Origin of the sequence: Bacteroides sp. MSK.18.37, assembly GCF_019129155.2 — a bacterium.
Taxonomy (GTDB): Bacteria; Bacteroidota; Bacteroidia; order Bacteroidales; family Bacteroidaceae; genus Bacteroides; species Bacteroides ovatus.
In genome coordinates this window covers 1-26,306 of record NZ_JAHOIB020000002.1, presented here as the reverse complement: position 1 = coordinate 26,306, position 26,306 = coordinate 1, and the positions used below count along the sequence as shown (strand labels likewise).

Annotated in this window: 18 protein-coding genes and 1 pseudogene; 14 read left to right on the top strand and 5 right to left on the bottom strand. The window is 53.2% G+C overall.

Going from position 1 to position 26,306, the window contains the following annotated elements:
• The first annotated feature begins 2 nt into the window (after nucleotides 1–2).
• The 11 genes from KSX81_RS28285 to KSX81_RS28235 all read left to right on the top strand — a co-directional run bounded on the left by KSX81_RS28285 (nucleotide 3) and on the right by KSX81_RS28235 (nucleotide 20,810).
• Entirely contained in the window at nucleotides 3–494 is a 492-nt protein-coding gene (locus KSX81_RS28285; RefSeq protein WP_004327425.1) for a hypothetical protein, read from the top strand.
• Nucleotides 495–532: 38 nt separating this feature from the next.
• Nucleotides 533–733, top strand: coding sequence for a hypothetical protein (locus KSX81_RS28280; protein WP_005846360.1), 201 nt, complete (start codon nucleotides 533–535; stop codon nucleotides 731–733).
• Entirely contained in the window at nucleotides 734–5,125 is a 4,392-nt protein-coding gene (locus KSX81_RS28275; protein ID WP_004327431.1) for a tape measure protein, read from the top strand.
• A 1-nt stretch (nucleotide 5,126) separates the two neighbouring features.
• Nucleotides 5,127–5,591 (top strand): hypothetical protein, encoded by a 465-nt coding sequence (locus tag KSX81_RS28270; protein ID WP_004326780.1) that lies wholly within the window; start codon nucleotides 5,127–5,129, stop codon nucleotides 5,589–5,591.
• Nucleotides 5,592–5,637: 46 nt separating this feature from the next.
• Nucleotides 5,638–9,654 (top strand): hypothetical protein, encoded by a 4,017-nt coding sequence (locus tag KSX81_RS28265; protein ID WP_149192755.1) that lies wholly within the window; start codon nucleotides 5,638–5,640, stop codon nucleotides 9,652–9,654.
• A 26-nt stretch (nucleotides 9,655–9,680) separates the two neighbouring features.
• A complete protein-coding gene (locus KSX81_RS28260; RefSeq protein WP_217732392.1) occupies nucleotides 9,681–16,418 on the top strand; it encodes a hypothetical protein in 6,738 nt (2,245 codons plus the stop codon).
• Nucleotides 16,419–16,934: 516 nt separating this feature from the next.
• The gene (locus KSX81_RS28255; RefSeq protein WP_217713051.1) at nucleotides 16,935–18,239 is read left to right on the top strand and encodes a reverse transcriptase domain-containing protein; all 1,305 of its coding nucleotides are present in this window, start codon (nucleotides 16,935–16,937) and stop codon (nucleotides 18,237–18,239) included.
• Complete coding sequence (locus KSX81_RS28250) at nucleotides 18,236–18,721, top strand: hypothetical protein (RefSeq protein WP_004326022.1); 486 nt, start codon at nucleotides 18,236–18,238, stop codon at nucleotides 18,719–18,721. The genes KSX81_RS28255 and KSX81_RS28250 overlap by 4 nt, the downstream gene beginning before the upstream one ends.
• A gap of 179 nt (nucleotides 18,722–18,900) precedes the next feature.
• The gene (locus tag KSX81_RS28245; RefSeq protein WP_004326021.1) at nucleotides 18,901–19,143 is read left to right on the top strand and encodes a hypothetical protein; all 243 of its coding nucleotides are present in this window, start codon (nucleotides 18,901–18,903) and stop codon (nucleotides 19,141–19,143) included.
• 72 nt (nucleotides 19,144–19,215) lie between these two features.
• Nucleotides 19,216–19,860 carry a thymidylate synthase gene (locus KSX81_RS28240; protein WP_004326020.1) on the top strand — a complete coding sequence of 215 codons (645 nt, stop codon included), beginning with the start codon at nucleotides 19,216–19,218 and terminating at the stop codon, nucleotides 19,858–19,860.
• A gap of 95 nt (nucleotides 19,861–19,955) precedes the next feature.
• A complete protein-coding gene (locus tag KSX81_RS28235; RefSeq protein WP_004326018.1) occupies nucleotides 19,956–20,810 on the top strand; it encodes a DNA adenine methylase in 855 nt (284 codons plus the stop codon).
• 213 nt (nucleotides 20,811–21,023) lie between these two features.
• Here the strand turns inward: KSX81_RS28235 and KSX81_RS28230 are convergent.
• Together KSX81_RS28230 and KSX81_RS28225 are read right to left on the bottom strand one after the other, a co-directional pair.
• A pseudogene (locus KSX81_RS28230) lies at nucleotides 21,024–21,359 on the bottom strand (BT4734/BF3469 family protein); the annotation flags it as partial.
• A gap of 87 nt (nucleotides 21,360–21,446) precedes the next feature.
• Nucleotides 21,447–21,677: a DUF4248 domain-containing protein gene (locus KSX81_RS28225; protein ID WP_004302304.1), complete on the bottom strand. Its 231-nt coding sequence runs from the start codon at nucleotides 21,675–21,677 to the stop codon at nucleotides 21,447–21,449.
• Between the two features lie 193 nt (nucleotides 21,678–21,870).
• Here KSX81_RS28225 and KSX81_RS28220 point away from each other — a divergent pair, with 193 nt between their 5' ends.
• From KSX81_RS28220 to KSX81_RS28210, 3 genes are read left to right on the top strand one after another with little or no spacing between them, the layout of a single operon-like run.
• A complete protein-coding gene (locus tag KSX81_RS28220) occupies nucleotides 21,871–22,374 on the top strand; it encodes an HU family DNA-binding protein (RefSeq protein WP_004305836.1) in 504 nt (167 codons plus the stop codon).
• On the top strand, nucleotides 22,371–22,562 hold the full coding sequence (locus tag KSX81_RS28215; RefSeq protein WP_004302306.1) for a hypothetical protein: 192 nt from the start codon (nucleotides 22,371–22,373) through the stop codon (nucleotides 22,560–22,562). Before KSX81_RS28220 ends, KSX81_RS28215 begins: the two co-directional genes overlap by 4 nt.
• Nucleotides 22,549–22,992 carry an N-acetylmuramoyl-L-alanine amidase gene (locus KSX81_RS28210; RefSeq protein WP_004319684.1) on the top strand — a complete coding sequence of 148 codons (444 nt, stop codon included), beginning with the start codon at nucleotides 22,549–22,551 and terminating at the stop codon, nucleotides 22,990–22,992. Before KSX81_RS28215 ends, KSX81_RS28210 begins: the two co-directional genes overlap by 14 nt.
• A gap of 27 nt (nucleotides 22,993–23,019) precedes the next feature.
• On the opposite strand, the gene pflA is transcribed toward KSX81_RS28210, so the two are convergent.
• From pflA to KSX81_RS28195, 3 genes are all read right to left on the bottom strand, one after another.
• Nucleotides 23,020–23,748, bottom strand: coding sequence for a pyruvate formate-lyase-activating protein (gene pflA / locus KSX81_RS28205; protein ID WP_004308786.1), 729 nt, complete (start codon nucleotides 23,746–23,748; stop codon nucleotides 23,020–23,022).
• A 15-nt stretch (nucleotides 23,749–23,763) separates the two neighbouring features.
• Nucleotides 23,764–25,992, bottom strand: a complete 2,229-nt coding sequence (pflB, locus tag KSX81_RS28200) for a formate C-acetyltransferase (RefSeq protein WP_004308785.1) — start codon at nucleotides 25,990–25,992, stop codon at nucleotides 23,764–23,766.
• Nucleotides 25,993–26,118: 126 nt separating this feature from the next.
• Nucleotides 26,119–26,306, bottom strand: a 188-nt coding sequence (locus tag KSX81_RS28195) for a hypothetical protein (RefSeq protein ID WP_272194595.1), incomplete at its 5' end; no start/stop codon positions are given.

Genomic DNA, 26,306 nt, shown 5'->3' with positions numbered 1-26,306 from the left:
GTATGGACGAAGCTGTCATCAAGCAGATCCAGCGTGAGGGTGCGGACGCGCTGCTGGATATCGGTGTGAGCGTCCCGCTGAAAGCGTTTCATATCCCTTTCAGGAAATCCCCGCTGGAGCTGCGCGTGACCATGAGGCGGCCTTATATGTCCGGTCAGATTCTTTTTGCCCGGACATATTTGTCGATGGGGATCACCAGTGAGGAGATGTGGGGGTTCAGCAAGGAGGAGGAAATGCAGTTTCTGGCCTCTCACGGCAAGGCGGTGAGCCGTATGGTGGCCTATACCCTTTGTCGTGGCCCTTTCAGCCGCCGCGTGCTTTTGCGCCCGGTGGCATGGCTCATAAGGAACTTCATGGAACAGCGTTATCTGGTGGGTGCGATCAAGCGTTTTGTCAGCCTGATGGGTACCGACCCTTTTATACCTATTATCAGATCAGCCGAGCGGACGAATCCGATGAGCTTGAGACTGAGCCAAAGAAAGAAGGGGAGTTAAAGAGCCGTTATGAAGGCTCCCATAGCCCTTTCGGTTTTGTGTGGCAGATTGCCAGTGCCACCGGCTGGAGCGTGGACTATATACTGAACAAGGTGAATTACCAGACCCTGATCATGATGCTTAGTGACGCTCCCCGGTATGTCCGTGACAAGTCCGGATCTTCCGGTCCTGCGGATGAGCGGAGCGCCGAGGATGAAGCGGATGGAATAGTAGGATTTTTTCAAAGCAAGCTAAAATAGATGAAACCGGTACAAATAGAATTCCTTATGGTGGACCATTTGAGCGCCCGTCTTGACAAGGCCGTGGGCAAGATCGAGCGGATGTCCCAGCAGGCATCGTCCGCCAACAGACAGATCCGGGAACTTGACAGGAGCGGTTCCCTGTTGAACAACACCGTCGGCAAGCTGGCGGCCGCCTTTACTATCAAGGAGCTGGTGTCGAACATCACCAAGGTACGCGGCGAGTTCCAGCAGCTGGAGGTGTCGTTTCAGACCATGCTCGGCAGTGCGGAGAAGGCCGACACCCTGATGCAGCAGTTGGTACATACGGCCGCGACCACTCCTTTCGGCCTGGAGGATGTCGCGCAGGGTGCCAAGCAGCTTCTTGCCTACGGGTTTGGAGCGGAGAAAGTGAACGAGACGCTGATCCGCTTGGGTGACATCGCTGCCGGACTTTCCATCCCTTTGAACGATCTGGTCTATCTTTACGGCACCACCATGTCCCAGGGACGGCTTTATACACAGGACCTGAACCAGTTCACCGGCCGGGGCATCCCTATGATCGCCGAACTGGCCAAGCAGTTCGGCGTGGCTGAAAGCAAGGTGAAGGAGCTTGTGGAGGAAGGCAAGGTCGGTTTTCCCGAAGTGCAGAAGGTCATAGAGAGCCTGACGGACGAGGGCGGAAAATTCAGTGGTCTGATGGAGGCACAATCCAAAACGATAACCGGACAGATCTCCAATATAGAGGATGCCGTTTCAATGATGTTCAATGAAATCGGGCAACAGTCGGAAGGTGTCATCAACACCACGCTTTCCGGTGTTTCCTACATGGTGGAGCATTACGAACGTTTCGGCCGTATCCTGCTCGGGCTTGTCGGTACGTATGGTGTGTACCGGACCGCCGTCATGACAGTCACGGCCGTGAAAGGCTGGGCGGTGGCTGCGGAGGCGTTGCATTACAACTGGCTCCTGCTGGTTGAGAAAGCGCAGAAAATGCTCAACCGGACCATGCTTTCCAATCCCTATGTGCTGGTTGCGACCCTGCTTGCCGGTGTTGCCGTGGCACTGATCTCCATGAAGACGGAAACCGAACGTTTGCAGGAATCCGAGGAAAGGTATCAGCAGCAGAAGCAGAAAACCATAGAGGCCGAGGAAGAGCACAGGCGCAAAATAGAGGAACTGTGTTCCATTGCCGGGGATGAAGCCGTGTCCACGGATGCCCGGCGTGAGGCGCTAAACAAGCTGGAACAGAAATATCCGGATATATTCTCCAAATACGACACCGAGTATGAGAAACTGAAGAATATCAAGAAAATCAAGGAAGAGATAGCCCGATTGGAAGCCGGTGAGTCCATATCCAATCCCGCCAATGAATTGAAACGTGTGGATGACAGGATAAAAGAACTTGAAGGCAAGACCCGGTTGGCAACCGAATATTACCAGGACAGCTACGGGCGGCAAAGAGCCCGATATGTCCGGAAATCCGCACGTTCAAGGGATGAGGAGGCAGAGCTTCAGAATCTGTACGGAAAACGCAAGAGCCTGAACGGACAAATCCGCAAGGACGAGGTAAATGCCTATTTCGAAAACCTGACCGGTGTGAGTAACGAGACCCTTGCACAGCAGATAAAGCAGCGTAGAACCCTGCTTGCCCGGATGTCTGTCCAGGAGAAGGAATACGGAAAGATTACGCAGGGTGACGAAAATCTTACCGGAACTTATTCCCGTGACGAACTGAAGTATCAGCTGAACAAACTGGTTTCGGAACAAAACCGGCGTAACCTGCCCACGGATTCAAGCACTGACTGGGTGGCTGCGGCAAAAGAGAAATACCAGGATGCGCTCAAGGCTTATAACGCCTTTCTTCAGGAAACGTCCAACAGCCTTTCCCGTGAGGAGTTTGAGAAGAAGGCGAAAGAACTGAAGGATGCCGTCGATACCGCCAAAAAGGAGTACGACAAGGTCAAGCCCGGTGAGGATAAGGATTCCGAGGCCGAACGGAAGAAGGCGGACAAGGCGGAGAAAGAAGCCCAACGCCGCAAACAGGTTTCTGAAAAGCTGGGCCAGGAACTCGCCGGGCTGCAAAGGAAGAATGACGAGGCGGAGATTGAGATGATGACCGAGGGGCTGGAGAAGAAGCTGCGCCAGATAGACAATGAATACCAGGCACGCAAGGATGAAATAGCCAGGCAGGAAGCCGGTTGGAAACGTGACAACGCGAAAGCGGGGCAGTCCGGTTCGCTGTCGGAAGATCAGCAGTCCGAAATAGACAAGGCCCGTGAGCTGAACGAGTCCGGCCGACAGAAGAAAATAGCGGAAGCTTATCGGGAAGAGTTCGGAGTGATGCAGGAATATTTGCAGGCCTACGGCACCTTCCAGCAGCAGAAACTCGCCATCGCGACCGAATATGCGGAAAAGATACAAAAGACGACGTCCGGCAGCGAGAAGCTCTCTCTCGGTGTTGAACGTGACAGCAAACTTGCCGGCATCGAAGTGCAGGAACTGAAAGCCCGTATTGACTGGGGTACTGTCTTCGGTGAATTCGGCGGGATGTTTTCCGATATGATAAAGCCTGTATTGGCGGATGCCAGAAAATACATGCTCACTGACGAGTTCCGAAATGCCGACCATGCCAGCCAGGACGCGCTTGTCTCTGCCGTCCAGCAGATGGAGAGGGCTTTGGGCGGTTCCGGCAAGGTCAGTTTCAAGAAACTGGGTGCCGAGGTTACTGCCTACCAGAAAGCCCTTTCAGACCTGAAGGAGGCACAGGCGGTGTATGCGGACACCTATACGGCACTCATTGCCGCCCAGAAATCATACATTGAGGCGCAACAGTCCGGAACCGAACAGGAGAAGGAGTCCGCCCGGCAAGCCCTGGAAACGGCGCAGGCTAATGCCGATGCCGCGAGTGAGAATATAAACGCCTTGCAGGAAACGGCTGACAGTGCCCGGCAGTCCCTCTCGAATACTGCCTCCGGTCTGAAGACCAGTATGGAGAATGTGAGGGACGGATTGCAGCAGATTGCCTCCGGCAGTATCAGCGGGGCGTATAATGGCCTGATCACACTCGGCAAAGGTGCCAAGGAAGTGGACGGCAAACTGGGCGAGGCTTTCGGAAAGGTTTCCGAAACACTTGAGGATGTGCCTGTTGTCGGCTGGATTGTAAGTATTATAGACCTTTTCAAAGATGGTTTGAGTGTGGTCATCGGTGGCCTGCTCGACGCGGTGTTCAATGCCGTGAGCGGTATTCTTGACGATGTGCTTTCCGGTGATCTTTTTGTGACTATCGGAAAATCGCTGCTTTCCGGTGTGGGCAAGATATTCGACGCATTGACCTGGGGCGGATTTTCCTCCTGGACGACTTCAAGCAATGCCAAAGAGGTCCAGGAAACCATCGACCGGCTGACCGAGCGCAACGAGACCTTGCAGACGGCTATCGAGGACCTGACGGAGGAGATCAAGGCGAGCAAGGGTACAAAGTCCGTGGCCGCCTACCGGGATGCCTACAGGCTCCAGCAGGAGACGAACTCGAACTATCTGGACATGGCCATGTCGCAGGCCGGCTATCACGGTTCGCATCACAGCTGGAATTATTACTGGGGCGGTTTCTCACAGGAACAGATTGACCGTTTGAGCGGTCAGATCGGGCGTAGCTGGAACGGTGACATCTGGAACCTAAGTCCGGAGGAGATGAAGAAGTTGCGCAGTAACGTGGACATGTGGACGCAGATCCAGGATACCGGCAAGGGCGGATATGGAGGTCGTCTGACCGAGAAGCTGGATGACTATATCGACCAGGCGGGCAAGCTGGAGGAACTTACCGACCAGCTGTATGAAGGTCTCACCGGTATTTCCTTCGACAGCATGTACAGCAGTTTCGTGGATAACCTGATGGATATGAAGTATGATGCCGCAGCCGCGGCGGAGGACATATCCGAGTATTTCATGCGTGCGATGCTGTCAAACAAGATCGGTGAGCTGTATTCCGACAAGCTGAAAGGCTGGTGGGAGAAATTCGGCAAGGCGATGGAAGACAATGACCTTACAGAAGCCGAGCGTAAGGCCCTCCAGGACGAGTACATGAAGTATGTCGAGGAAGCCATCGCTCTTCGTGACAATCTTGCCGCGGCCACCGGGTACGATAACTCGGGCGGTACGAGCCAGAGCGCCAAAACCGGCGGTTTTTCAGCCATGACACAGGACCAGGGTACAAAACTGGACGGCATGTTCACCAGCGGGTTGCAACACTGGTCGAGCATCGATGAGAAGATGGAGAGCGTCATCGACAAGATGAACACCGCCGAGGGGCATCTTGCCCGTATCGAGGAGAACACCGGCACGAGCGCGTCGCACCTTGGCAAAATAGAGGAAGAGATTCGTAAAATCAATCGTGACGGAGTAAAATGCAAATGATATGGAAAAGATCTTAGGCGGTCTGGTACTTGTCAACGGTACCGACATCTGGAGTACATACGGGGTGTTCCTCGTTGAGGACAAGCGCGGCGGGATGGATAACCTGACCGCCATCCTGACCCCGAGCAAGACGAAAACGGACACGGCTGTGAATATCCGGGAGGAGGACGGGGAGAAATATTCCTCCGTGCTGACGCCCAGGAACGAGGCCCGTGACGTGACGCTTCATTTCGCCCTGTTTGGCAAAACGCAGGCCGGCTGGCTGAAGAAGTATTTCGAGTTCATCAATTTCCTGAAGAAAGGCCGTGACGGGTGGCTTGAGATTTCCTTTCCCCAACTTGCCCTGACTCTCCGTGTGAAATATACGGATTGCAGCAAGTTCCAGCCTCTGACCTATCTCTGGAAGGAAGGCGTGCACGCCGGCAAGTTCAAGGTGAAGTTCCGGGAACCTGTCCCGGTCATATAAATGTGATTCAAACCCTATTCAAACGACGTTTAAACAAGATACAGACATGCTGACCATCTATGACAGCAACGGCAACAGACGGACCGATATCGAGGCGGGCGACAGCTCCACCCAGGTGAAGGAGGTGCAGGGTGACAATGTCCTGACACTCTCTTTCACGCATTACGAATATATCGCCCTGGACGTGAATGACCGGGTGGACTTTGAGGGTGAGCGCTACTGGCTGACCGAACGGTACATCCCGAAGCAGAAGAGCGGCCAGGAGTGGGTATATGATTTGAAGTTTTACGGTATCGAGAGCCTGGTGAGACGTTTTCTTGTGCTGGAGACCACCGACGGGAACACCGAGCCTGTGTTCACGCTGACAGCGACTCCGCGTGAACACGTGGCCATGATCGTGAAGTGTATCAATGACGGAATGAACCACACCACCGACTGGAAAGTGGGGCGGGTGGACGGTACGGACCTTATCGTCATCGATTACGAGGGGAAGTACTGCAACGAAGCCCTGAAAGAGATAGCCGAAGCGGTCGGCGGGCAGGCTGAATGGTGGGTGGAAGGCCAGACCGTGAACGTGTGCCGGTGTGAGCATGGCGAGGAAATAACGCTGGGCTACGGGAAGGGACTGACCGGAATCGAACGCGACACGACGGGTACCGACAATTTTTATACCCGGTTGTTCCCGGTAGGCAGCACGCGGAACATAGATCCGTCAAAATACGGGCATAGCCGCCTGATGCTTCCGGGGGGCAGGCAATATGTCGAGATACATACGGAGGAGTACGGCATCTATGACCGTTACGAGCAAGACGCCTTCAGCGGCATTTATCCCCGCAGGATCGGGGCTGTCAGCAGTGTGCGCAGCGAAGATGTGAAAGATGACGACGGCAACCCTTTCACGGTCTATTATTTCAGGGACGACAGCCTGAATTTCGATCCGAACGATTACGAGCTGCCCGACGAGACCAAACGTGTATCGTTCCAGGACGGTGACCTTTCCGGACTGGGGCAGGGTGAGGACCACTATTTCGAGGTGAATTTCAACAGTGCCACCCGTGAGTTCGAGATTATTACGATATGGCCCTATGATGATGACACGCAACTCCCCGGCGGCAAACTTATTCCGAAATCCGGTGACCGTTATATTCTCTGGAATATCCGTATGCCGGACGAATATTACCCGCTTGCCGAGGAGGAGTTTCTTACGGCGGTGGAACAGTTCAATACCGAATGCTGGCAGGATCTTGCCGTTTACAAGGCCCCGACCGACCATGTGTGGATTGAGGAGAACGGTGTTTCCCTGTCCGTAGGCCGCCGTGTGAGACTTGAAAGCGAGGAGTATTTCCCCGAAACCGGTTATCGCAGCAGCCGCATCACGAAAATTACCCGGAAGGTGAACCAACCCGGGGAGATGGACATCGAGATCAGCGATGCCCTGCATAGTGGTGCGTTTGAACGGGTGAATGACAGTATCGGGGAACTGAAAAACTATACGAAGTCAAAGGCGGAGGGTGCCGCGCTTCCTGACATTATCCGTAGCTGGGACAAGACACTGCCTACGGACAACAATCTTTTTTCCGCGCGGAGAAGTCAGGCGGAACACATCAGCAAAAAAAAGAATGACCGTGCAAAGGGGAAGATCACCTTCGAAGCGGGAGCCTCTTTCGGACAGGAGGATAATGCGGGTATTGATGACAAGGGCAATGCCGAGTTGCTGACCCTTGTCGTGCGTGAGTTCCTTCGCAGCCCGAAATTTGTGGACGGTCTTTTCGGTGAGGGGTGGCGGCTGTGGATGGAGGACGCTTTGTCCCATCTTACCATCGACAAGCTGACGGTACGCCAGGTCATGGTAGTATTGGAGCTGCTTATCGAGAAGGTACGCAGCGTTGGCGGCCAGCTGTGCGTCAGCGCCGCCAACGGGAAAATAAAGACCGCCGTACTTGAGGACGGTTACTGGAGGATCACTTTCGAGCAGGACAACAGTTTCCAGGCCCATGACCTGATGCGCTGCGCCACGTTCAGCGGCGGGAACCTGAAAGGGTACTGGGTGGAGGTGGCCGGCGTGGAGGGTGACTCCATTCTCGTAAGTGAGGATGAATTTTCAGGTTCCCTTCCGGAGGCCGGTGACGAGTGCGTGCTGATGGGCAACACGGAGAACCCGCTGCGTCAGAACCTGATCCTGATCTCCGCCACCGAGGACGGTCAGCCCCGCGTGGACGTGATGGACGGGGTGAAGGCGAAGAACTTCACCGGCTGCCTTCGTGCGCGCCTGGGCAACCTGGACGGCATCAGCGATGACTGGTTCCCGGCTGACAACCAGCCGCACGGCAACGGCCTTTACAGCGACAACGCCTACCTGCGCGGGACTTTCCTTCTGGTGACCGGTGAGGACATCAAGACCAAGTTCGAGATCGTGGAGGGGCGCATCACCAGCGCGGTGACCGCCCTAAGGAACGACTTCGCCACGGAGAAGGGCTACCTGAACAACCCCGCCTTCGATGACGGGCTGGAGAAATGGAACACGGAGAACGAGACGGTGTTCTTCCTGGCAGGTAACAAATGGATCTGGGCGAACAACAACGTACTGACCAGAAAGGGCGACGGGGCGAGCGTGACGGTGGATGACGGGCGGACGGTGGTGCACATCCGTAACAAGTACATCCTCCAGAAACGGGCGAATTTGAAAAGCATCCCCTCCATGCCTGTGAACGGTGACGGGGAGAAGGAGGCCGTGCCGGTGTACCTTTCCTTCTTCTACCGCTGCGCAACCAAAGGGACTCTAAGAGTCCAGTTCCTGGACGTTGACAAGACGGGTTTCGCGAACTTCAACAGCCTGGAGGTGGAGGAGGAACTGTCTGCAACTGATGGTTACGTGCAGTACACCTGTAGCGGCCTCTGGAACGGTACCGGTGATTTCAAACTGTCCTTTACCGGTGACATCTACCTGTATATGCTCGTGCTGTCCACTGACAAGGTGGAGAGCCTTGCACACCGCTACCGGACGCTTTTCGAGCAGTCGGAGCGTCTGGTGAAGATAACGGCCGCCGTCTTTGACCGTGACGAGAATATGCTGGAAGAGACGGGGCTTGTGGTGAAGCCTGAAGGCGCGGGCATCTACGCCCAGGACGCGGACGGGAAACTGGCGCTTATCGGCGTGAGTGTGGACGGGACGGACGCTGACGGCAACAAGATCAGCGTGGTGAAGCTGACCGGTGACCGCGTCAAGCTGGAGGGCCTCGTGACGGCCAACGATAATTTCAAGATCCTGGAGGACGGGAGCATCGAGGCGAACGCGGGCACGTTCTCCGGGCATATCCGCACGAACTTCCACCTTGTGGAGTCGAGCGACGCCGTCCTGACCTCCTGCTCGGGCCGCGGCGAGGCCGGCTACCTGATCGGCCGCGAGCTGAGCCTGAAGGTGGACATGGCCGGTTCGTCGAACGGTGCGGACATCATCCTTCCGAACGACGTGCGTTATATCGGCTCGCGCGTAACCCTTTACAACGGCTGCCACCCTCCCTATACGCGTACGGTGGGCTCTATCCGCTACAGCTCCGTCCGTGTGGACGACGGCACGCTGCTCCGCGGTTCCAACGTGAACCTTAGCAGTGATTCGCTGCTTTCCTATTCCGACCCCTACAGGATCGACTGGATCAGCGGGATCATCGAGCTGGTCGGTACCCCCGAGCTGAACGGGAGAATCCTTGCGGACCTGGTTTCGTGGCGGGGAGCGTCGGCCGGTCCCCCCGCTTCCCCCTCGAGCGGATGGCTTTACTACGACACGAAAAGGAACCGCAACTACCTTTACTGGTACGGCGCGTGGGTGGAGTTCCCCGTTTACGGCGGCGCTTCCGATGATCTCCGCATCACGTGGAAGGGAGAGCTTTCTTCCTCTCCGGAGAACCCGGAGAGGAACTGGCTGTACGTCACCTCCGTGAACCGCTTCCTCCTGCTCTACACGGGCGAGGATTGGGAGGAGCCCGCCATCATTAACAGCCTGAACAAGTGCGGCTGGTGCATCCTTGGCTTCAGCGCGCTTTCATACCATTATTACAATGACTGACAACAATAAAAAAGGAGGAATAACTTATGGCACTTACAGAATCGGAGAAAACGGAACTTAAGAACGACATCCTGAACGCTATCAAGGCCGAGAGCCAGAGCGTTGATGAACTTGTGGAGGTCAGCTCCCTTGACAATATCAAAAGTCTCCCCGCCCTTCGCGGCAGTGAGCTGGTGAGTGCTCCGCTCACCCTTTTGCGTAAACCGGCCGATGATGCCGCTGCCACGGCGAATGCGTCTGCCACGAAAGCGGATAATGCTGCGGCTTTGGCGAATAAAGCTGCGGGTATGGCGTCTGATGCGGCCGGTACCGCCAATCAGGCTGCTGAAACTGCAAATTCCGCCGCGGCAGCGGCATCCGCGGCTGCGAAACAGGCGGAGGATTCCGCCGCCGGTGTGAACGACGGTTTGGTCGGTGGCATGACGGCCGTCCCTGATGAGGAGAACGACACGGTGAAACTCACCCTGCTGGGGAAGACCGGGACGGAGATTGCCTCCGTTGATATTCCCGGTGGTACGGGCGGTGGCGGTAACACGTATAATGTGACGGCGGAAGTCCCTTTGGAGAGCGGTTATTATGTCCTTTCCTCCGCGATCGGTGCCGTGGATGAGAAATACCGTTACAAGGGCCGTTGCATCACCTATGAAGTCTCGCAGGGCAAATGGGAGACCAAACAGTTCGTGGGGACAAGTCTGTCGAGCTGGGAGCAGGAGGCGAGCTGGGAGGACTTCGGCGGTGCCGGAACGATGAAGAGCCTGACGGTGAACGGCGAGAAGAAAGTTCCCGACAGCGAGGGCAACGTGGATCTGACCATCGACAAGCTGGAAGTGGACGAGAGCCTGGATGCCGACAGTACCAATCCCGTCCAGAACAAGACCGTCGCCGCCAAATTCCAGGAGGTGGAAGCCGGTACCGTGTTCGGCATGAGCGCGGAAGTGAGCGACGACGAGAGCAGTGTCCGCCTTGCGCTGACCAACAAGAGCGGGGCGGAGATCGCGAGCGTTGACATCCCGGCCGGCAGCGGTGGCGGCGGTGAGTCCTCCACCACCAAGATCGTGCTGCTTGCCGAGACCGACAAGAAAACCGTGAAGGAAGGCGGAGCGGTGAAACTTACCTATACCTATGACCACCAGGTTGCCGGCGGTGATGACAAGGGTAGCAGTACCGGACAGAAAGCGACCGTCACCATCCAGGTGAAGCGCGGGACGACCACCACTTATTCCTCCTCGCTGAAGGAAGTGAGCAAGGGTACCTATACCCTTGACCTGACCAAATACCTGCTGGTGGGCACGAGCGATATCTACGTCATTGCCGAGACTACCGATCCCACCACGGGCAAGGCGCAGAAGAAGCAGGCGTACGTGAGCGTGAAGAGCGTCACCCTGTCCCTTTCCTGCGGTTACAACCTGGCGGCCACCATCCAGAACGGCGGTTACGGTACCTATGATTCCGCGAGTATACCCTACGCCGTGAGCGGTACCGGCACGAAAACCGTCAGCCTGTACGTGGACGGTGTACAGCAGAACGCGCATACGGTCACCCGCAGCGGCACGACGAACGGCAGTTTCGAGGTTTCCATGACCGGCCTGTCCGTGGGGCGGCATACCGCCCAGCTGGTGGCCGAGATGGAAACTGACGACCTCACGCTGAAAAGCGAGAGCATCCATATCGACCTGCTGAAGGCCGGAACCGGCGCGCCCTTCATCGGTTTGAAGCTCATTCATGCCGACGGGCATGTCCTCGGACGGGACGAGCATCTGGAGCCGGTCCTTGAAGCCGGCCGCTACGAGAAGCTCACTTTCGACTGGGTGGCCTATGATCCCGACCGTGTGCCCGCTGAAGTGGAGTTCTGGAAAAACGGCGTCAAGAGCAGTACCGTGAGCGCTCCCCGCAGCATGATGACCTACAGTAACCGGTTTACCGAGGAAGGCACGCAGACGCTTGTCCTGAAAGCCGGTCCGACCGGGTACACTTTGCGCATCGACGTGGGTGAGAGCGGTATCGATATCAGCGAGGCCACCTACGGCCTGGCGGTCAAGCTTGACGCGGCGGGCCGCAGCAACGGGGAGAGTAACCCCGGAACATGGGAGTCGAACGGCGTGGAGACCACGTTCGAGGGTTTTGACTGGAGCAGCAACGGCTGGACGGGTGAGGCGCTGAAGCTGACCAACGGTGCGAAAGCCGTCATCGGCTACCGGCCCTTTGCCACCGATGTGAAAAGTACGGGGCTGACCATTGAACTGACCCTCCGGGTAAGCAATCCCACTGACAGCGATACCGCAGTTGTGGACTGTCTCGACAGTGGCAAGGGGCTTTATATCACCCCTTCGGAAGCGAGTTTCAAGACCGGTGAGAAAGTGTCCTATACCAACGAGGACGACGAGCTGGTGGAGCGTGAGATCAAGCTGGGCACGAATTATGTGGAAGACCGGTGGATCAAGGTGGCCCTCATGGTGGGTACCCGCAATGAGAGCCGTCTGATGGAGCTTTATGTGGACGGCAACCGTACCGGTGCCGACATCTACGACAACGCCTTCAGCTTCCGCCAGGACAATCCGAAATATATCACCATTGACAGCGCCGGGGCGGACGTGGAGGTAAAGAGCGTGCGTATCTATACCCGCCGGTTGAGTGACGACGAGGAACTGGAGAACCGGATGGTGGACAGTGCGGACGGTGAGGAGATGATCGCGCTGTATGAGGAGAACGATATCCTGGGTGATACCGACACTGTGGATATGGACAAGCTGCGTGCCAAGGGCAAGGGGGTGCTGCGTATCGTGCGCCAGAACAAGCTCGATGACGTGTATGCCGAGAACAACAAGAAGACGGACTTTTCGGCGGATATCTTCTATTACTCCCCTTTCGGATCCGAATACGACTTCGTGCTTCGTGACTGTTATATCCGTATTCAGGGTACCAGTTCCACGAAATATCCGAGCAAGAACATCCGTATCTATATCAGCAAGGGCGGCACGAACCTTAGCTTCACCGTTGGCGGCAAGGAGCAGGCGGAAAAGAAATATCCCGTCCGTCCCGGTGGCATCGCCATGAACCTGATCTGTCTGAAGAGTGATTATTCCGACTCGTCCATGTCGCTGAACACAGGCGGTGCCAAACTGTTCAACGACGTGCTGAAGGAGATGGGGCTTCTCACCCCTCCGCAGCGTTACCAGTACGAGACGGGCGGCAGCGATTTGAACGCGGTCACCGTGCGTACCGCTATCGACGGTGTGCCTATCGACATGTTTGTGGCGGCTGCGGAGGACGGCGAGAACAACTATGTGGGGCAATACAACTTCAACAACGAGAAAAGCAAGAGCGGCGACCTGTTCGGCCTTAGTGGCGTGGAGGGTTACGATCCTGCCTGTCCCCTCACTCTGGAAATGCTGAACAATACCGAGGCCATGTGCCTTTTCAAGACCACAAGTGACGCTCATCTGGAGGAGGTGTTTGATGCCGGTGCCGAGACCAACGTTCCGGATGATGTGAAATGGGCGGGCCTTGACGAGTCGCAGCGTACGGCCGTGAAACGGCTGTACGCATGGATACGCTCGTGTGTTCCGGACGGTGCGACGAGCGCCGACCTCTCCACTTTTAAGAGCGAGAAGTTCAGGGACGAGATAAGTGACTATTTCGACAAGGCTTTCCTGCTGACGTATTACCTCTGGACGGACTATTTCCTTGCCGTTGACCAGCGTGCGAAGAACATGATGCTGCGCACGTGGGACGGCCTGATATGGTACATCACCTACTACGACGGTGATACCCAGATGGGAAAACGTAACGACTGTTTCCTGGTGTATGACTACACCACCGACCGCGACACTTATGACGCCGAGGCCGGGAAATATGCCTTTGAAGGCCGTGACAGCTGGCTTTGGAACCTCGTTCTGGCCAACCTGGACGCTGACCTGAAGACACAGGCGCAGGCTCTTCGCGGTGTACTTACCACCAGCCGTGTCCTGGACATGCTGAACGTGGAGCAGGCGGGCAACTGGTGCGACCGTGCCTATAACAAGAGCGGCGAGCTGAAGTACATCCTGCCCGCCACGCAGGAGATGTACGGCAAGGTGTGGCCGTTCATCTACGCCCTTCAGGGCAGTAACCGTGCGCACCGTGAATATTTCGTGCGTAATCGTTTCGCCCTTCTGGATGCTAAGTACGGCACGAGCAATTTCACCAGTGACAACATCGACCTCTATCTGGCACGTACGGCTGCTGACACCCCCGACGTGCTGAAGATTACGGCCAACGAGGTTTATGCTTTCGGCTACGGTACGAACAACAGCCCGAATATAGGGAATACCGGCATCATCAAGAAAGATGCGGCTGCGAGCCTTTCCATCACCGGTGCCTATACGGTGAACGATCCCTTGAGGGTTTATGGCGCGAGCCGTATGAAGGTGCTGGATATGAGCGGGGCCGCCGACCACCTGAAAAACGCTTTCGACCTGGGCAAATGTACCGTGCTGCGCGAACTGAACCTTCAAAGTTCCGGCAACGGCAGTACCGGCTGGTGGTTGAACATCGGCAACTGCAAGCAGCTACGTAAACTCAACCTTCGTAACCAAGCACAGGCGAAAACCGGGGGAAGTACCAGTACCGAGCTGGATTTGAGTGCGCAGACCAAGCTGGAAGAACTTGAGGCCCGCGGTACGCAGGTGCAGAGCGTGGTGCTAGCCAAGGGTTCTCCCGTGACGCTGCTCCACCTTCCCGGTACACTGACCAGCCTCCGTCTGGAATATCTGGGCAGACTGACCACCGGCGGGCTGACATTGGAAAGCTACAGCAAGGTGAAGACCTTCATCTTTGACAGTTGTCCAGGTATTGACTGGGAAACCCTGCTGGGCCGTTGCACGGGTGTGGAACGTATCAGAGTAACCGGTATTGACCGCGAGGATGACGGTACGTGGCTGGATAAGTTTGTCGGGATGGGCGGTGTGGATTCCGATGGCAACACTACGGACACGTGCGCCTTGGTGGGTACGGTACAGCTCACGCGCTACATTGATGACGATACGTACAGCGCTCTGAAGGCGCACTTCCCGGAACTGAATATCCGGCAGCCGGAATACACGATGATCGAGTTCGACGACGAGGTATCGGATGACGCGAACGTGAGCAACCTTGACAACGGTACCGGCTACAAGTATGACAACGCGTATGAGGTGAGCGGTCATATTTCCGCCATCCTGAAGCAGCGTCACCGTGTACTTGCTAAAGTGACTAAAAAAGCGACGACGCGGGGTGTGAACATGGCGAACGTTGATACCACGGTGAACAACCTGGACGGTGAGATGACCTACTACCCGCTGGACGACACGGACAGCAACAAGTACGCCGACGGCACGGCTGCCAGACTGGACGGCACTGAAGGTGACTGGATGATGTACGAGCCCTTCTTCTGGAGCAAGGGTATCAATGATTACCTGAACGGCAAGCATTACTCCTGTTACAGCAGTAACGGTTCGGATAACATGCCTTCCGTTCCGGATGCTGACGTCCTTACGCTTGACGACATTAAGGGCACGAGTGGCGGTTATCTTTCCGGTCGTAAGATCATGAGCGGAAAGGATACGCTTTCGAACAGCTACAGTACTGACAGTACGTATTCGGTATGCAAGGTGAACGTGGACGGTTACAAGCGTGTGCGTTTCCCGAGCGTTCCCGGTACAAGCCTTGTCGGAAGCATTTTCACAGACGATTCCGGCACGGTCATCAGTTCAATCGTCGTCCCTACCTTGAGCAACAAGTTCGAGGCCGGTATGTACCTGATTGCCGATGTTCCGGAGGGTGCCACTGCTCTTCACTTCTCCATTCTGAACACGGCAGAGTTCGATAAGGTTGTCCTTTCTAACAGTGACAGGATCGAGGATATGGAACCCGAATGGGTGCCTAATGACGAGCACTTGTGTGCCGTTGTGGGCAGCAGTGTTGTCGGTTCCAAACTTCGCGCCTGCATTACCGGCGGGAGCACTACGGCGAGCATGACCTGGGCTGATTTCCACTATTACAGTGTCCAGCGCGGTATGCAGCAGATTGATGCCCTTATGCACTCGCGCATCGCGAATCTTTTCTACGCGAAGTACGGTCGTCGTGACAGCCAGGAACAATGCGGCGCGGGCTCTCACACGAACAACCGTACTACGGGTGGTACTGCCAGCCGCGGTATGACGGACACGATCGGCTACGAGGAAGCCTCCTCAATCAACCCTAATGTGACGAACAGCCTGATAGAAAACTCCGTCCACCAGTATGCGTGGTACCGTGAGAAGGATGACTACGGCGGGGCCACGGTTACGCAGGTGAATAATATTTGCTGCCTTGGCTACGAGGACATCTATGGTCATAAATATGACATGATGGACGGCGTGGATCTTCCTAATGACACGGGCAATTCCGGGAAGTGGCGCATCTGGATGCCTGACGGCAGTACCCGCCTGGTTAAGGGTTCCGTGAGCTCCGGTATCTGGATTACCGCCGTGGCGCATGGCAAATATATGGACGTGATTCCGGTGGGTTCCGTTTCGGGTTCCTCCTCGACAAATTACTGCGACATCTACTACATATCCACTGCCTCCAGCCGTGTGGTCTATCGTGGCGTCAACAGCGCGTACCCGAGTGGCGGTGTTTCGGTGTCGAATGCGAGCAACGATTCCTCGGGTACGTACCCGTACATCGGTTCTCGTCTGGCCTTCCGCGGCCGGCTCGTTAAGGCGTCGAGCGCCGTGGCGTTTAAAGCGATAAGCGAGGTTGCATGATCGGCCGCGTAAAGCGTCAAAGCGGGAGCGAAGCGACAAAACATCCGGTGTTCCCCGAGCAGGGGAACGCCGTTCATTACGGGCGTCAGCCCGTCGAAAAATATTTTTTTGACGTCAGGTTTTGTATCTGTTTGTTAAATAATAATTTGAAAATAGTACTTTTGCATTTGAAAGGTGGCGCCTCCCCATAGGCCGTGTGGTCTATCGTGGCAACAACAACGCGAACCCGAATGGCGGTGTTTCGATGTCGAATGCGAACAACGATTCCTCGAATACGAACACGAACATCGGTTCTCGTCTGAACAACAATCGAAAGGAAATTTTAATCGGCGTACAACACCGGGGACTTGTCCCCACCGTGGTGCCGAGGGGGGCAAGCCGCAGTAACAGCGGTCCGTAAGGGCCGGAAAACTGAAAAATAAAGTGTCGGGTAGGGTTTGGTAGGCCGGAAACGGTTCGAAGAAGCCGGGCCCGGGGGATTGAAGGCCCCGTATTAAAAGCAATAAACAGTAATTTATGCGCAGGGTTGGGTATATCATCGAGGAGATCGTGGAGCCTTCCAACATGGAGGCTTCCTTCCGGCAGGTCCTTCGCGGCAGCAAGCGTAAACGCAGCCGCCAGGGGTGCTATCTGCTCGCGCATAAGCCCGAGGTGTTGGAGGAGCTGGTCGCGCAGATCGCATCCGGTACTTTCCGCGTGAAGGACTACCGTGAACGCGAGATCATCGAGGGCGGCAAGCTACGCCGCATTCAGGTGATCCCGATGAAGGACCGCATCGCCGTGCATGCCATCATGGCGGTGGTGGACCGCCATCTGCGGAAACGTTTCATCCGTACCACCTCCGCCAGTATCAAGAGACGGGGGATGCACGACCTCCTGGCGTATGTCCGCCGTGACATGGCCGAAGACCCTGATGGTACACGTTACTGTTACAAGTTTGACATCACCAAATTCTACGAGAGCGTGAAGCAGGATTTTGTGATGTATTGCGTCAGCCGGGTGTTCAAGGACGCAAAGCTCGTGACCATGCTGGAGAGCTTTATCCGCCTGATGCCTGAAGGTCTGAGTATCGGCCTGCGCAGCTCGCAGGGGCTGGGCAATTTGCTTTTGTCTGTGTATCTGGACCATTATCTGAAGGACAGGTATGCCGTGCGTCATTTCTACCGCTATTGTGATGACGGCGTCGTACTGGGTAAAACGAAAGCGGAACTGTGGAAGATTCGTGATGCCGTCCACGGGCGCATGGAGTGTGCCGGTCTCCTGGTGAAGGGGAACGAGCGCGTGTTCTCGCCGGGCGAGGGCATCGACTTTCTGGGGTATGTGACTTTCGGTGCGGACCATGTCCGCCTTCGCAAGCGCATCAAGCAGAAGTTCGCCCGAAAAATGCACGAGGTAAAATCGAGAAGGAGGAGGCGTGAGCTGATAGCGTCGTTCTACGGGATGGCCAAGCACGCCGACTGTCATACGTTGTTTAAAAAATTAACAGGCAAAGACATGAGATCATTTAAAGACTTGAACGTTTCCTACAAGCCGGAGGACGGCAAGAAACGTTTTCCCGGGGTGGTGGTAAGCATCCGGGAGCTGGTGAACTTACCGATTGTGGTGAAGGACTTCGAGACGGGCATCAAGACCGAACAGGGCGAGGACCGCTGTATCGTGGCCATTGAGATGAACGGTGAACCGAAAAAGTTCTTTACCAACAGCGAGGAGATGAAGAACATCCTCTTGCAAGTGAAGGATATGCCCGACGGCTTCCCGTTCGAGACCACCATCAAGACGGAAACCTTCGGCAAGGGTCGAACTAAATACATATTTACATGAAACGGGTAGAAGGAACATCCGGGATAAAACTGATCGAGTGCGTGAGCCCGGCACGCAACAGATGGCGCATCCGCTGGGATGTACAGGAACGTGAGGACGGATCCGCCTCCTACATGGAGGAAGGCTTTGTCGGCAGACCTCACATGGATACTATAAAGTCCGTCATTACAGACTGGTGTAATGAGCAAATTGACCGTGAGATACTTTCCGGTTTTCTCTATGAAGGTATGCCGGTATGGCTGTCAAGTGAAAACCAGTTCAATTATAAGGCAGCGTATGATCTGGCCGTACAGACTGGTGGTGCTACGCTTCCCGTGACATTCAAGTTCGGTACGGATGAGGTTCCCCAATATCGGGAGTTCGTCACACTGGAGGAACTGACCGATTTCTACACGAAAGCCATGAAGCATGTTCAGGACACGCTGTCTGACGGCTGGAGGAAGAAAGACGCTTTTGATCCGGAGAAGTACCGGGTGGAATAAATCCTTCGGGGGAGGATAAGAAAAAAGCCCCCGGCCTGTTAAAAAGTAACGCCAATCACTTTTATAAACATGAAACGCCAAACCGCGCGACCGGGGGCAAATACCCTCTGTCACGGTTTGACGTTTTTTTTGTTGTCTAAAAAATGATTGGCGATGCAAAGATATAATTTTTTTGTTGTATGAAAGTGATTGAGATATTAAACTTTAACCGGGAGCTGTTGAAAAGGCTTCAGGCGGCCGGCATCCGTCTGGAAGATGCCCGGTATATCGACCTGTACGCGGACTATACCCGCCTACTCGATCAAGGTGAAAAAGTCTCGTATGCTGTGGCCGTATTGTCCGAAAAGTATTCGGTGAGCGAACGTAAGGTTTATGCCTTGGTGAAACGATTCCAGAGCGACTGCAAGACGCTTGCAGTGTGAACGGGTTGTTTTATGTCGTAGGGAGTGCCGTTTCCCCTTATCTTTAGGGTGTTTCAAATTTAGAAGGAGGAAATGGCTATGAACAAGTATTACCGTATCCTGGACAAGATTCTTGCCACGGGAAAAACACAGACCAACAAGAAGGGAAATATACAATACCTTCTGAACGAGCAGCTGTCACTGACACCGGCGGACCTGCTTGACATATTCGAGGGGCATAATATCGCCCGCAAGAAGCTCCGCAGCGAGTTGCAGTTATTTATGCAGGGTGAGCGCAACGTGGAGAAGTACCGGGAGGCCGGCATCAACTGGTGGGACTATTGCGGCTCCATCCTGGTGAACAGTTACCCGACCTATTTCGAGAAGCTGCCTCCGTTGATAGCGAAAATTAACCGGGAGAGGCGCAACAGCAAGAACTACGTGCTTTTTCTGGGCGAAACCGGTGCCGAGAGCAACCAGGCACCCTGTTTGAGTCTGGTACAGTTCCAGTTAGATGGCGGTGAACTGGTTCTGTCCGCCTACCAGCGCAGCAGTGACGCAAACCTCGGGCTACCTTCCGATATTTACCACCTGTACCTGATGGCGCGGCAGATAGAACTTCCCTTGAAGTCGATCACTCTCTATCTGGGCAATGTACATATCTACGAGAATAATATCCCGGGCACCCGTGCGCTGATCGCCGGTGACGAGACGGTCCGCTTCGGGTTGAACGTGTAGTTTGCTGTATATGTCTTGCAGCGGGAACAGTTCATGTTTCCCGCTGTTTTTCGTTTATTCTGTGGACCTTTGCGGCCGTTTTAAAGCAGAATGAAATGAGAAAGATGTATTTGTCCGCCCCGCTTCCTTTCGTGGGGCAGAAACGCATGTTTGCGAGGGAATTTATCAAGGTGCTGGGACAGTTCCCGGACAGCACCGTGTTTGTGGACTTGTTTGGCGGCTCGGGCCTGCTGTCACATATTACCAAATGTGTCAGGCCTGATGCCACCGTTGTGTATAATGACTTCGACAACTACCGCTGCCGACTTGTAAATATCCCGGCCACCAATGTGCTGTTATCCGATTTGCGTCGGATAGCTGAAGGGGAACCCAGAAACAAACGTATAACCGGGGAGGTTCGCGATAAAATGTTTGCTCGTATTGAGAGGGAAGAAAAAGAGCACGGTTACGTGGATTATATCACGGTTTCCGCATCCTTGTTGTTCGCCATGAAATATGTGACCAGTTTGGAAGGAATGAAGAAAGAAGCCATCTACAATAGGATTCGGCAGACAGACTATCCCGAAGCAAAGGATTATCTGGAAGGACTGACTATAACCAGCGAAGACTACAAGGAAGTATTCAAACGTTACAAAGATGTTCCGGGTGTGGTGTTCCTGGTTGATCCGCCGTACCTCTCCACCGAGGTGGGTACTTACAAGATGTTCTGGCGTCTGGCTGACTATCTGGATGTACTAACCGTTCTGAAAGGGCATTCGTTCGTGTACTTCACCTCGAACAAGTCCTCCATTTTAGAACTGTGCGACTGGATGGACCGAAACCCATTTGTCGGCAGCCCATTCAAGGAATGCAGGAAAGTGGAGTTTAGTGCAAGCGTAAACTATCAAGCTAAATATACAGACATGATGCTGTACACGAAGCCGGATGAGGTGTCAGGTATAGCAGCCTAACAATTGCATAAAGATAGGAAATTATTTTGAATCTGCAATGGCTTTTAAATGATATTTTAAAGCCATTTAAAGAGGGTTCAAGTGAAAGAAAAACGGTGGGCTTTGATCATGCTGAATAGGACCGCGCTCACCGTTTTTCTTGTACGCGTCGTTTTTGTACTTTTTGAAACGCATCGTTTTTGTTAAGCGGCACGTCTGGTTTTTCCGGATTTAGATGAAAGCGATGCGGGTGTGGGCACACTTTTTTGCCAGTGCGAGGATGCGTGCCAATGCTTCCTGTGTCTGATGGTCGATGTCTACTACGATGTATCCCAGATACTTGACGAGAGTTGCGTTTGAACGTCCTCCCCGGTAGTTGGCTGAAAAGGTGATTTCCGGTAGTTCTATTTTCTTTTCGTTGGCTGCTTTCTCGCCTTGTTCCGCGAAGATTCGGCGCACGTCCTCCACCGTTTCCCGGTATGTGCCGTTGCTGATGGCCGATACGATTTCTTCTTCTGTCATTTCGGCTATGACGCGGTAAAAGTCTTGAAAGATGGTAAAATGATCCATGTTAGTTTGTTCTTTTTAATTTGCGGTTGCAAAGAAATTTGTTTGTAAAATAATAGAATGGAACTTTTCGTTTTTTTGATTAAGTTCTTAGGGTTCTCCCAAATAGCGTATGATCGTTGCCACCTGCCGGGGAGAGAGAAGGCGGTTGCGGGCACGATAGCCTTCTTGTTCGAGTTCTTGCAGGAGCGGAAGGTTGTAGACAATCCAACGACGTAGTATTTGTAAGGCTACTTTGAGGCATACGTTGGGGTTGTAAAGATGAGCTAGTTCCGACTTTTTATAAGTGCGGATAAGAAACGGCTGGTCCGGATAATACATGATGAATGATGTTTGGTTTATGCTATAAAGTTACTGAAAATTAATGATTTATTAAAAGAATAACGTCATTATTATTCATAGAGTATCAGGAAACTTCGTTGGGGAATCCGGAGGATGGAAAATGTGTTATCTTTATGTCGTTAACAAATTAGGAACGCGTTCGAAATGTGTGAAATCTTAAAATTATTTTATTATGGCAATGACAGTAACTTATTCAGTAGTGCCGCGCAAGAATCCTGCCAAAAAGGATGAGTCGGCAAAGTATTACGCGCAGGCACAGGCTTCGGGAGAGTTGGATTTTGAAGAGTTGTGCGAAGGAATCACCAGTCGGTCTACCTGTACGGAGACAGATGTGCGTGCCGCCATTTCGGGTATTCTTTATGAGGCGAAGCGTGCGTTGAAAGCGGGAAGAATAGTCCGGCTGGGTGATTTGGGCAGTTTGCAGATCGGGTTGAACAGTGAAGGAGCTGTGTCGGTCAAGGAGTTTTCAAGTTCGCTGATTACGGCTGCCCATATTATTTTCCGTCCCGGAAAGACGTTGGCGGACATCACGAAGATTCTTAGCTACCAGCAGGTAACGACGCGTGCGGTGGCTCAAACGGGCGGTAGCGGCAATGAAGGAGAAGACGATGATAAAGGTTCCGGTGGCGGTTCAGACGGTGGTGGAAGCGGAGAAGCTCCGGATCCGGCAGCATGATAACTTTAATATTAGATCAAATGAAAGAAATTGTAACTAAGATTTTGGATGTAATCATGTTCCTTGTGCCTTTCTTCGGAAAAAGAAAGCGGAACAGAATTGTGAGAGAGGTGCGCTTCAATGCTACCCATAAGGAAGTGTGTAATGTGAAAACGACGGAAAGGGAGAAGGACGATGAGAAAGATTAGTCTGATTGTGATTCACTGCTCTGCTACCCGTGTCGATCGCGACTTCACGGCGAAGGATGTGGACACTGCCCATCGCTTTCGGGGCTTTTCGTGTTGGGGGTATCATTACTACATTCGCAAGTCGGGACAGATAGAGCCGATGAGGGATGAAGATACGGTGGGTGCTCATGCACGCGGTTTTAATGCGATTAGTTTAGGGGTGTGCTATGAAGGCGGACTGGATGAGGACGGAAAGGCAGCGGATACGCGTACTTCCCGCCAGAAAGAATCTTTGCATCGCCTGGTGCGCGAACTGTTGCAGCGTTATCCGGATGCAAAGGTGGTCGGTCATCGGGACTTGAGTCCTGACACCAATTATAATGGAATTGTTGACCCTTGGGAGCGGATCAAAGAGTGTCCCTGTTTCGAGGTGAAAGCAGAGACATGGTGATTTTTATCCTATTTATTACTGTGGTGGTTAATTGACCACCACAGTAGTGAAATACTCTTTAAATACCTCCGCAGCTTTTTCAAGTTGTTCGGGGGTATTTTCTTTTACGTCTTTCAGCTTGTATTCCTGCTCCATCGCTTCATACTTATGTACGCCTAATGTATGATAAGGCAGGATTTCCACTCGTTGCACCATCTTATATTTTCCCAGAGCTTCTCCTAAACGGCGGATGTCTTCCTCGAAATCGCTGTATCCGGGCACTAATACATAACGCAGCCAGAAAGGTTTCTCGTTTTCTTCCAGCCATGCTGCCGTGCGGATGGTTTGCTCGTTACTTCTTCCGGTCAGTGCTTGATGGCGTGCCGGATTGAACTCTTTAATATCCAGCAATACAAGGTCCGTCAGTTTGAAAAGTTCTTCAACTTCTTCGTTCCAGATACCGCCGTTGCTGTCTATGCATACATGTATTCCCTTTTCTTTCAGTTCACGCACTAAAGGGACTAGTGCTTTGGCCTGAAACGTAGGTTCTCCTCCGGAGAAAGTGACTCCTCCGCGTTTCCCGAAAAAAGGACGTTGGCTCATAGCCATGCGGACGATTTCTTCCGGTGGGGTAGGTGTGCCTCCTTTTCCGGCTATCGTGTCGGGGTTGGCACAATACAGGCAGCGGAAATTGCATCCTTGAAGAAAAACGACGAGCCGTAAGCCCGGCCCGTCGAATGTTCCCATACTTTCGTATGAATGTACGTTTATCGTCATATTGAGTAGATCTGATTACATACGTTCGTGGAAGCTACGGCTGATAACTTCCAATTGATGTTCGCGGCTCAACTTCACGAAGTTTACGGCATAACCGGAAACACGGATGGTAAGTTGCGGATATTTTTCCGGATGTTCCATGGCGTCGTAAAGCATTTCACGGTTCAGTACGTTCACGTTCAGGTGGTGAGCGCCTTTGGTGAAGTAACCATCCATCATTGTCACCAGATTTTCTACGCGATCCTCTTCAGTAGCTCCCAGTGATTTGGGGACGATGGAGAAAGTGTTACTGATACCGTCCTGTGAGTCGCGGTAACGTAATTTCGCTACGGAACTCAAAGAGGCGATGGCACCGTTCTTGTCACGTCCGTGCATAGGGTTGGCTCCCGGAGCAAAAGCGACACCTTTGGCGCGTCCGTCGGGAGTAGCACCTGTCTTCTTGCCATACATCACGTTGGAAGTGATAGTGAGCAAAGATAAAGTAGGACGGGCATTTTTGTAAACCGGAAGTTTCTTCAATTCTTCGCTGAAGAAATAGACCAGGTCAACACCCAGATGGTCTACCTTGTCGTTGTCATTACCGAAGCAAGGGAATTCGCCTTGAATATCGAAACCTTCTGTCAGACCGATGTCGTTGCGGCGTGCAGTCACTTTAGCATATTTGATGGCCGACAGTGAATCGAGGGCGATAGAAAGTCCGGCTACACCGTAAGCAAGGTTGATGCGTGGGTTGGTATCTACAAGAGCCATTTGGGCTTTTTCGTAGTAATACTTATCATGCATATAATGGATGATGTTCATCGCTTCGTTGTAAACACGGGCGATTTCCGTCAATACCTTCTTGTAGTTGCTCATTACTTCTTCGAAGTTCAGTGTGTCGCTGGTTAGTACGGGGATATTTTTCACCATTACCGTACCGGTGTTTTCGCAACGTCCGCCGTTGATGGCAAGCAACAGGGCTTTTGCCAGGTTGCAACGTGCGCCGAAGAATTGGATTTGTTTTCCGATTTCCTGATAAGATACGCAGCATGCGATTCCGTAGTCGTCAGACTGGCGTACTTCACGCATCAGGTCGTCGTTTTCATATTGGATGGAAGAAGTGTCGATAGATACTTTTGCGCAGAATTCTTTGAATCCTTCCGGCAGTTCCGGGCTCCACAATACAGTCAGGTTCGGTTCCGGTGAAGGGCCGAGGTTGTAGAGTGTTTGCAGAAAGCGGAAAGAAGTCTTTGTCACCTTGGTACGTCCGTCGTTGAGGCGTCCGCCCAGGGATTCGGTTACCCATGTCGGGTCGCCGGCAAAGATGTCGTTGTAAGATTGCATACGCAGGTGGCGCACCATACGCAGTTTGATGACAAACTGGTCGATCAGCTCCTGTGCGAAAGATTCTGTGATGGTTCCTTTGCTCAATTCATATTCCATATAAATGTCGAGGAACGAAGAGACGTTACCCAGTGACATGGCGGCACCGTCTTGTTCTTTTACGGCAGCAAGGTAAGCCATGTATACCCATTGTACTGCTTCTTGTGCGGTGTAGGCAGGACGGCTCAAGTCGAGTCCGTAGTATTCGCCCATTACCTTCATGTCTTTTAATGCTTTGATTTGCTCTGCCACTTCTTCGCGCAGGCGGATGCGGGCTTCGGTCATCGGACCGGTAAGGTTACGCAAATCTTCTTTTTTTGCCTCAATCAATCGGTCGATACCATAGAGAGCCATACGGCGGTAGTCGCCGATGATACGTCCGCGGGCATAGTTGTCAGGAAGTCCGGTGAGGAATCCCAGAGAACGGAACGAGCGGATTTCTTCGGTATATACGTCAAATACTCCGTCGTTGTGCGTCTTGCGGTAGTGAGTGAAGATATCTTTTACGCGGTCGTCCACTTCCACGCCGTTTTCATGGCAGGCTTTGCTCACCACGTTGATACCTCCGAAAGGCTTGATGGCACGTTTCAGAAGTTCGTCTGTCTGCAGACCGACGATCAGTTCGTTTTCTTTGTCGATATATCCGGCTTTATGAGAAGTGATGGTTGAGACGGTGACATTATCCAGTGAGCGTACTCCGTTATTGGCTCTTTCTTCTGCCAGTGCTTCGAGGCAGCGGTTCCATACAGCTTTTGTGCGTTCGGTAGGTCCTTCGAGGAAAGAAGCATCTCCATAATACGGAGTGATGTTGTGACTAACGAAATCTCTTACGTTGATTTCTGTGCTCCAAAGACCGTCTTTAAAGATCTTATTTAATTCCATAAATGATAAAATTAGAGGTTGTAGTTATCCTTTTCTTTAGAGCGCACAAAGTTACAACGTTTTTTCATATAATCAGCATAAATATGCTCTATTTTATGCTTTTCAACATAAAATACCTAGATATTGCTATTCTTTGGAAATGATGTTCGTGATTTTTTTTTGTGAAAACTCTTGTAAGTTTAAAATATATTCGTACCTTTGCACCGCTTTTAACGAAAAGCACTTCTGATAAAGAAGTTTTGGAGAGGTGGCAGAGTGGTCGATTGCGGCGGTCTTGAAAACCGTTGTACTGCGAGGTACCCGGGGTTCGAATC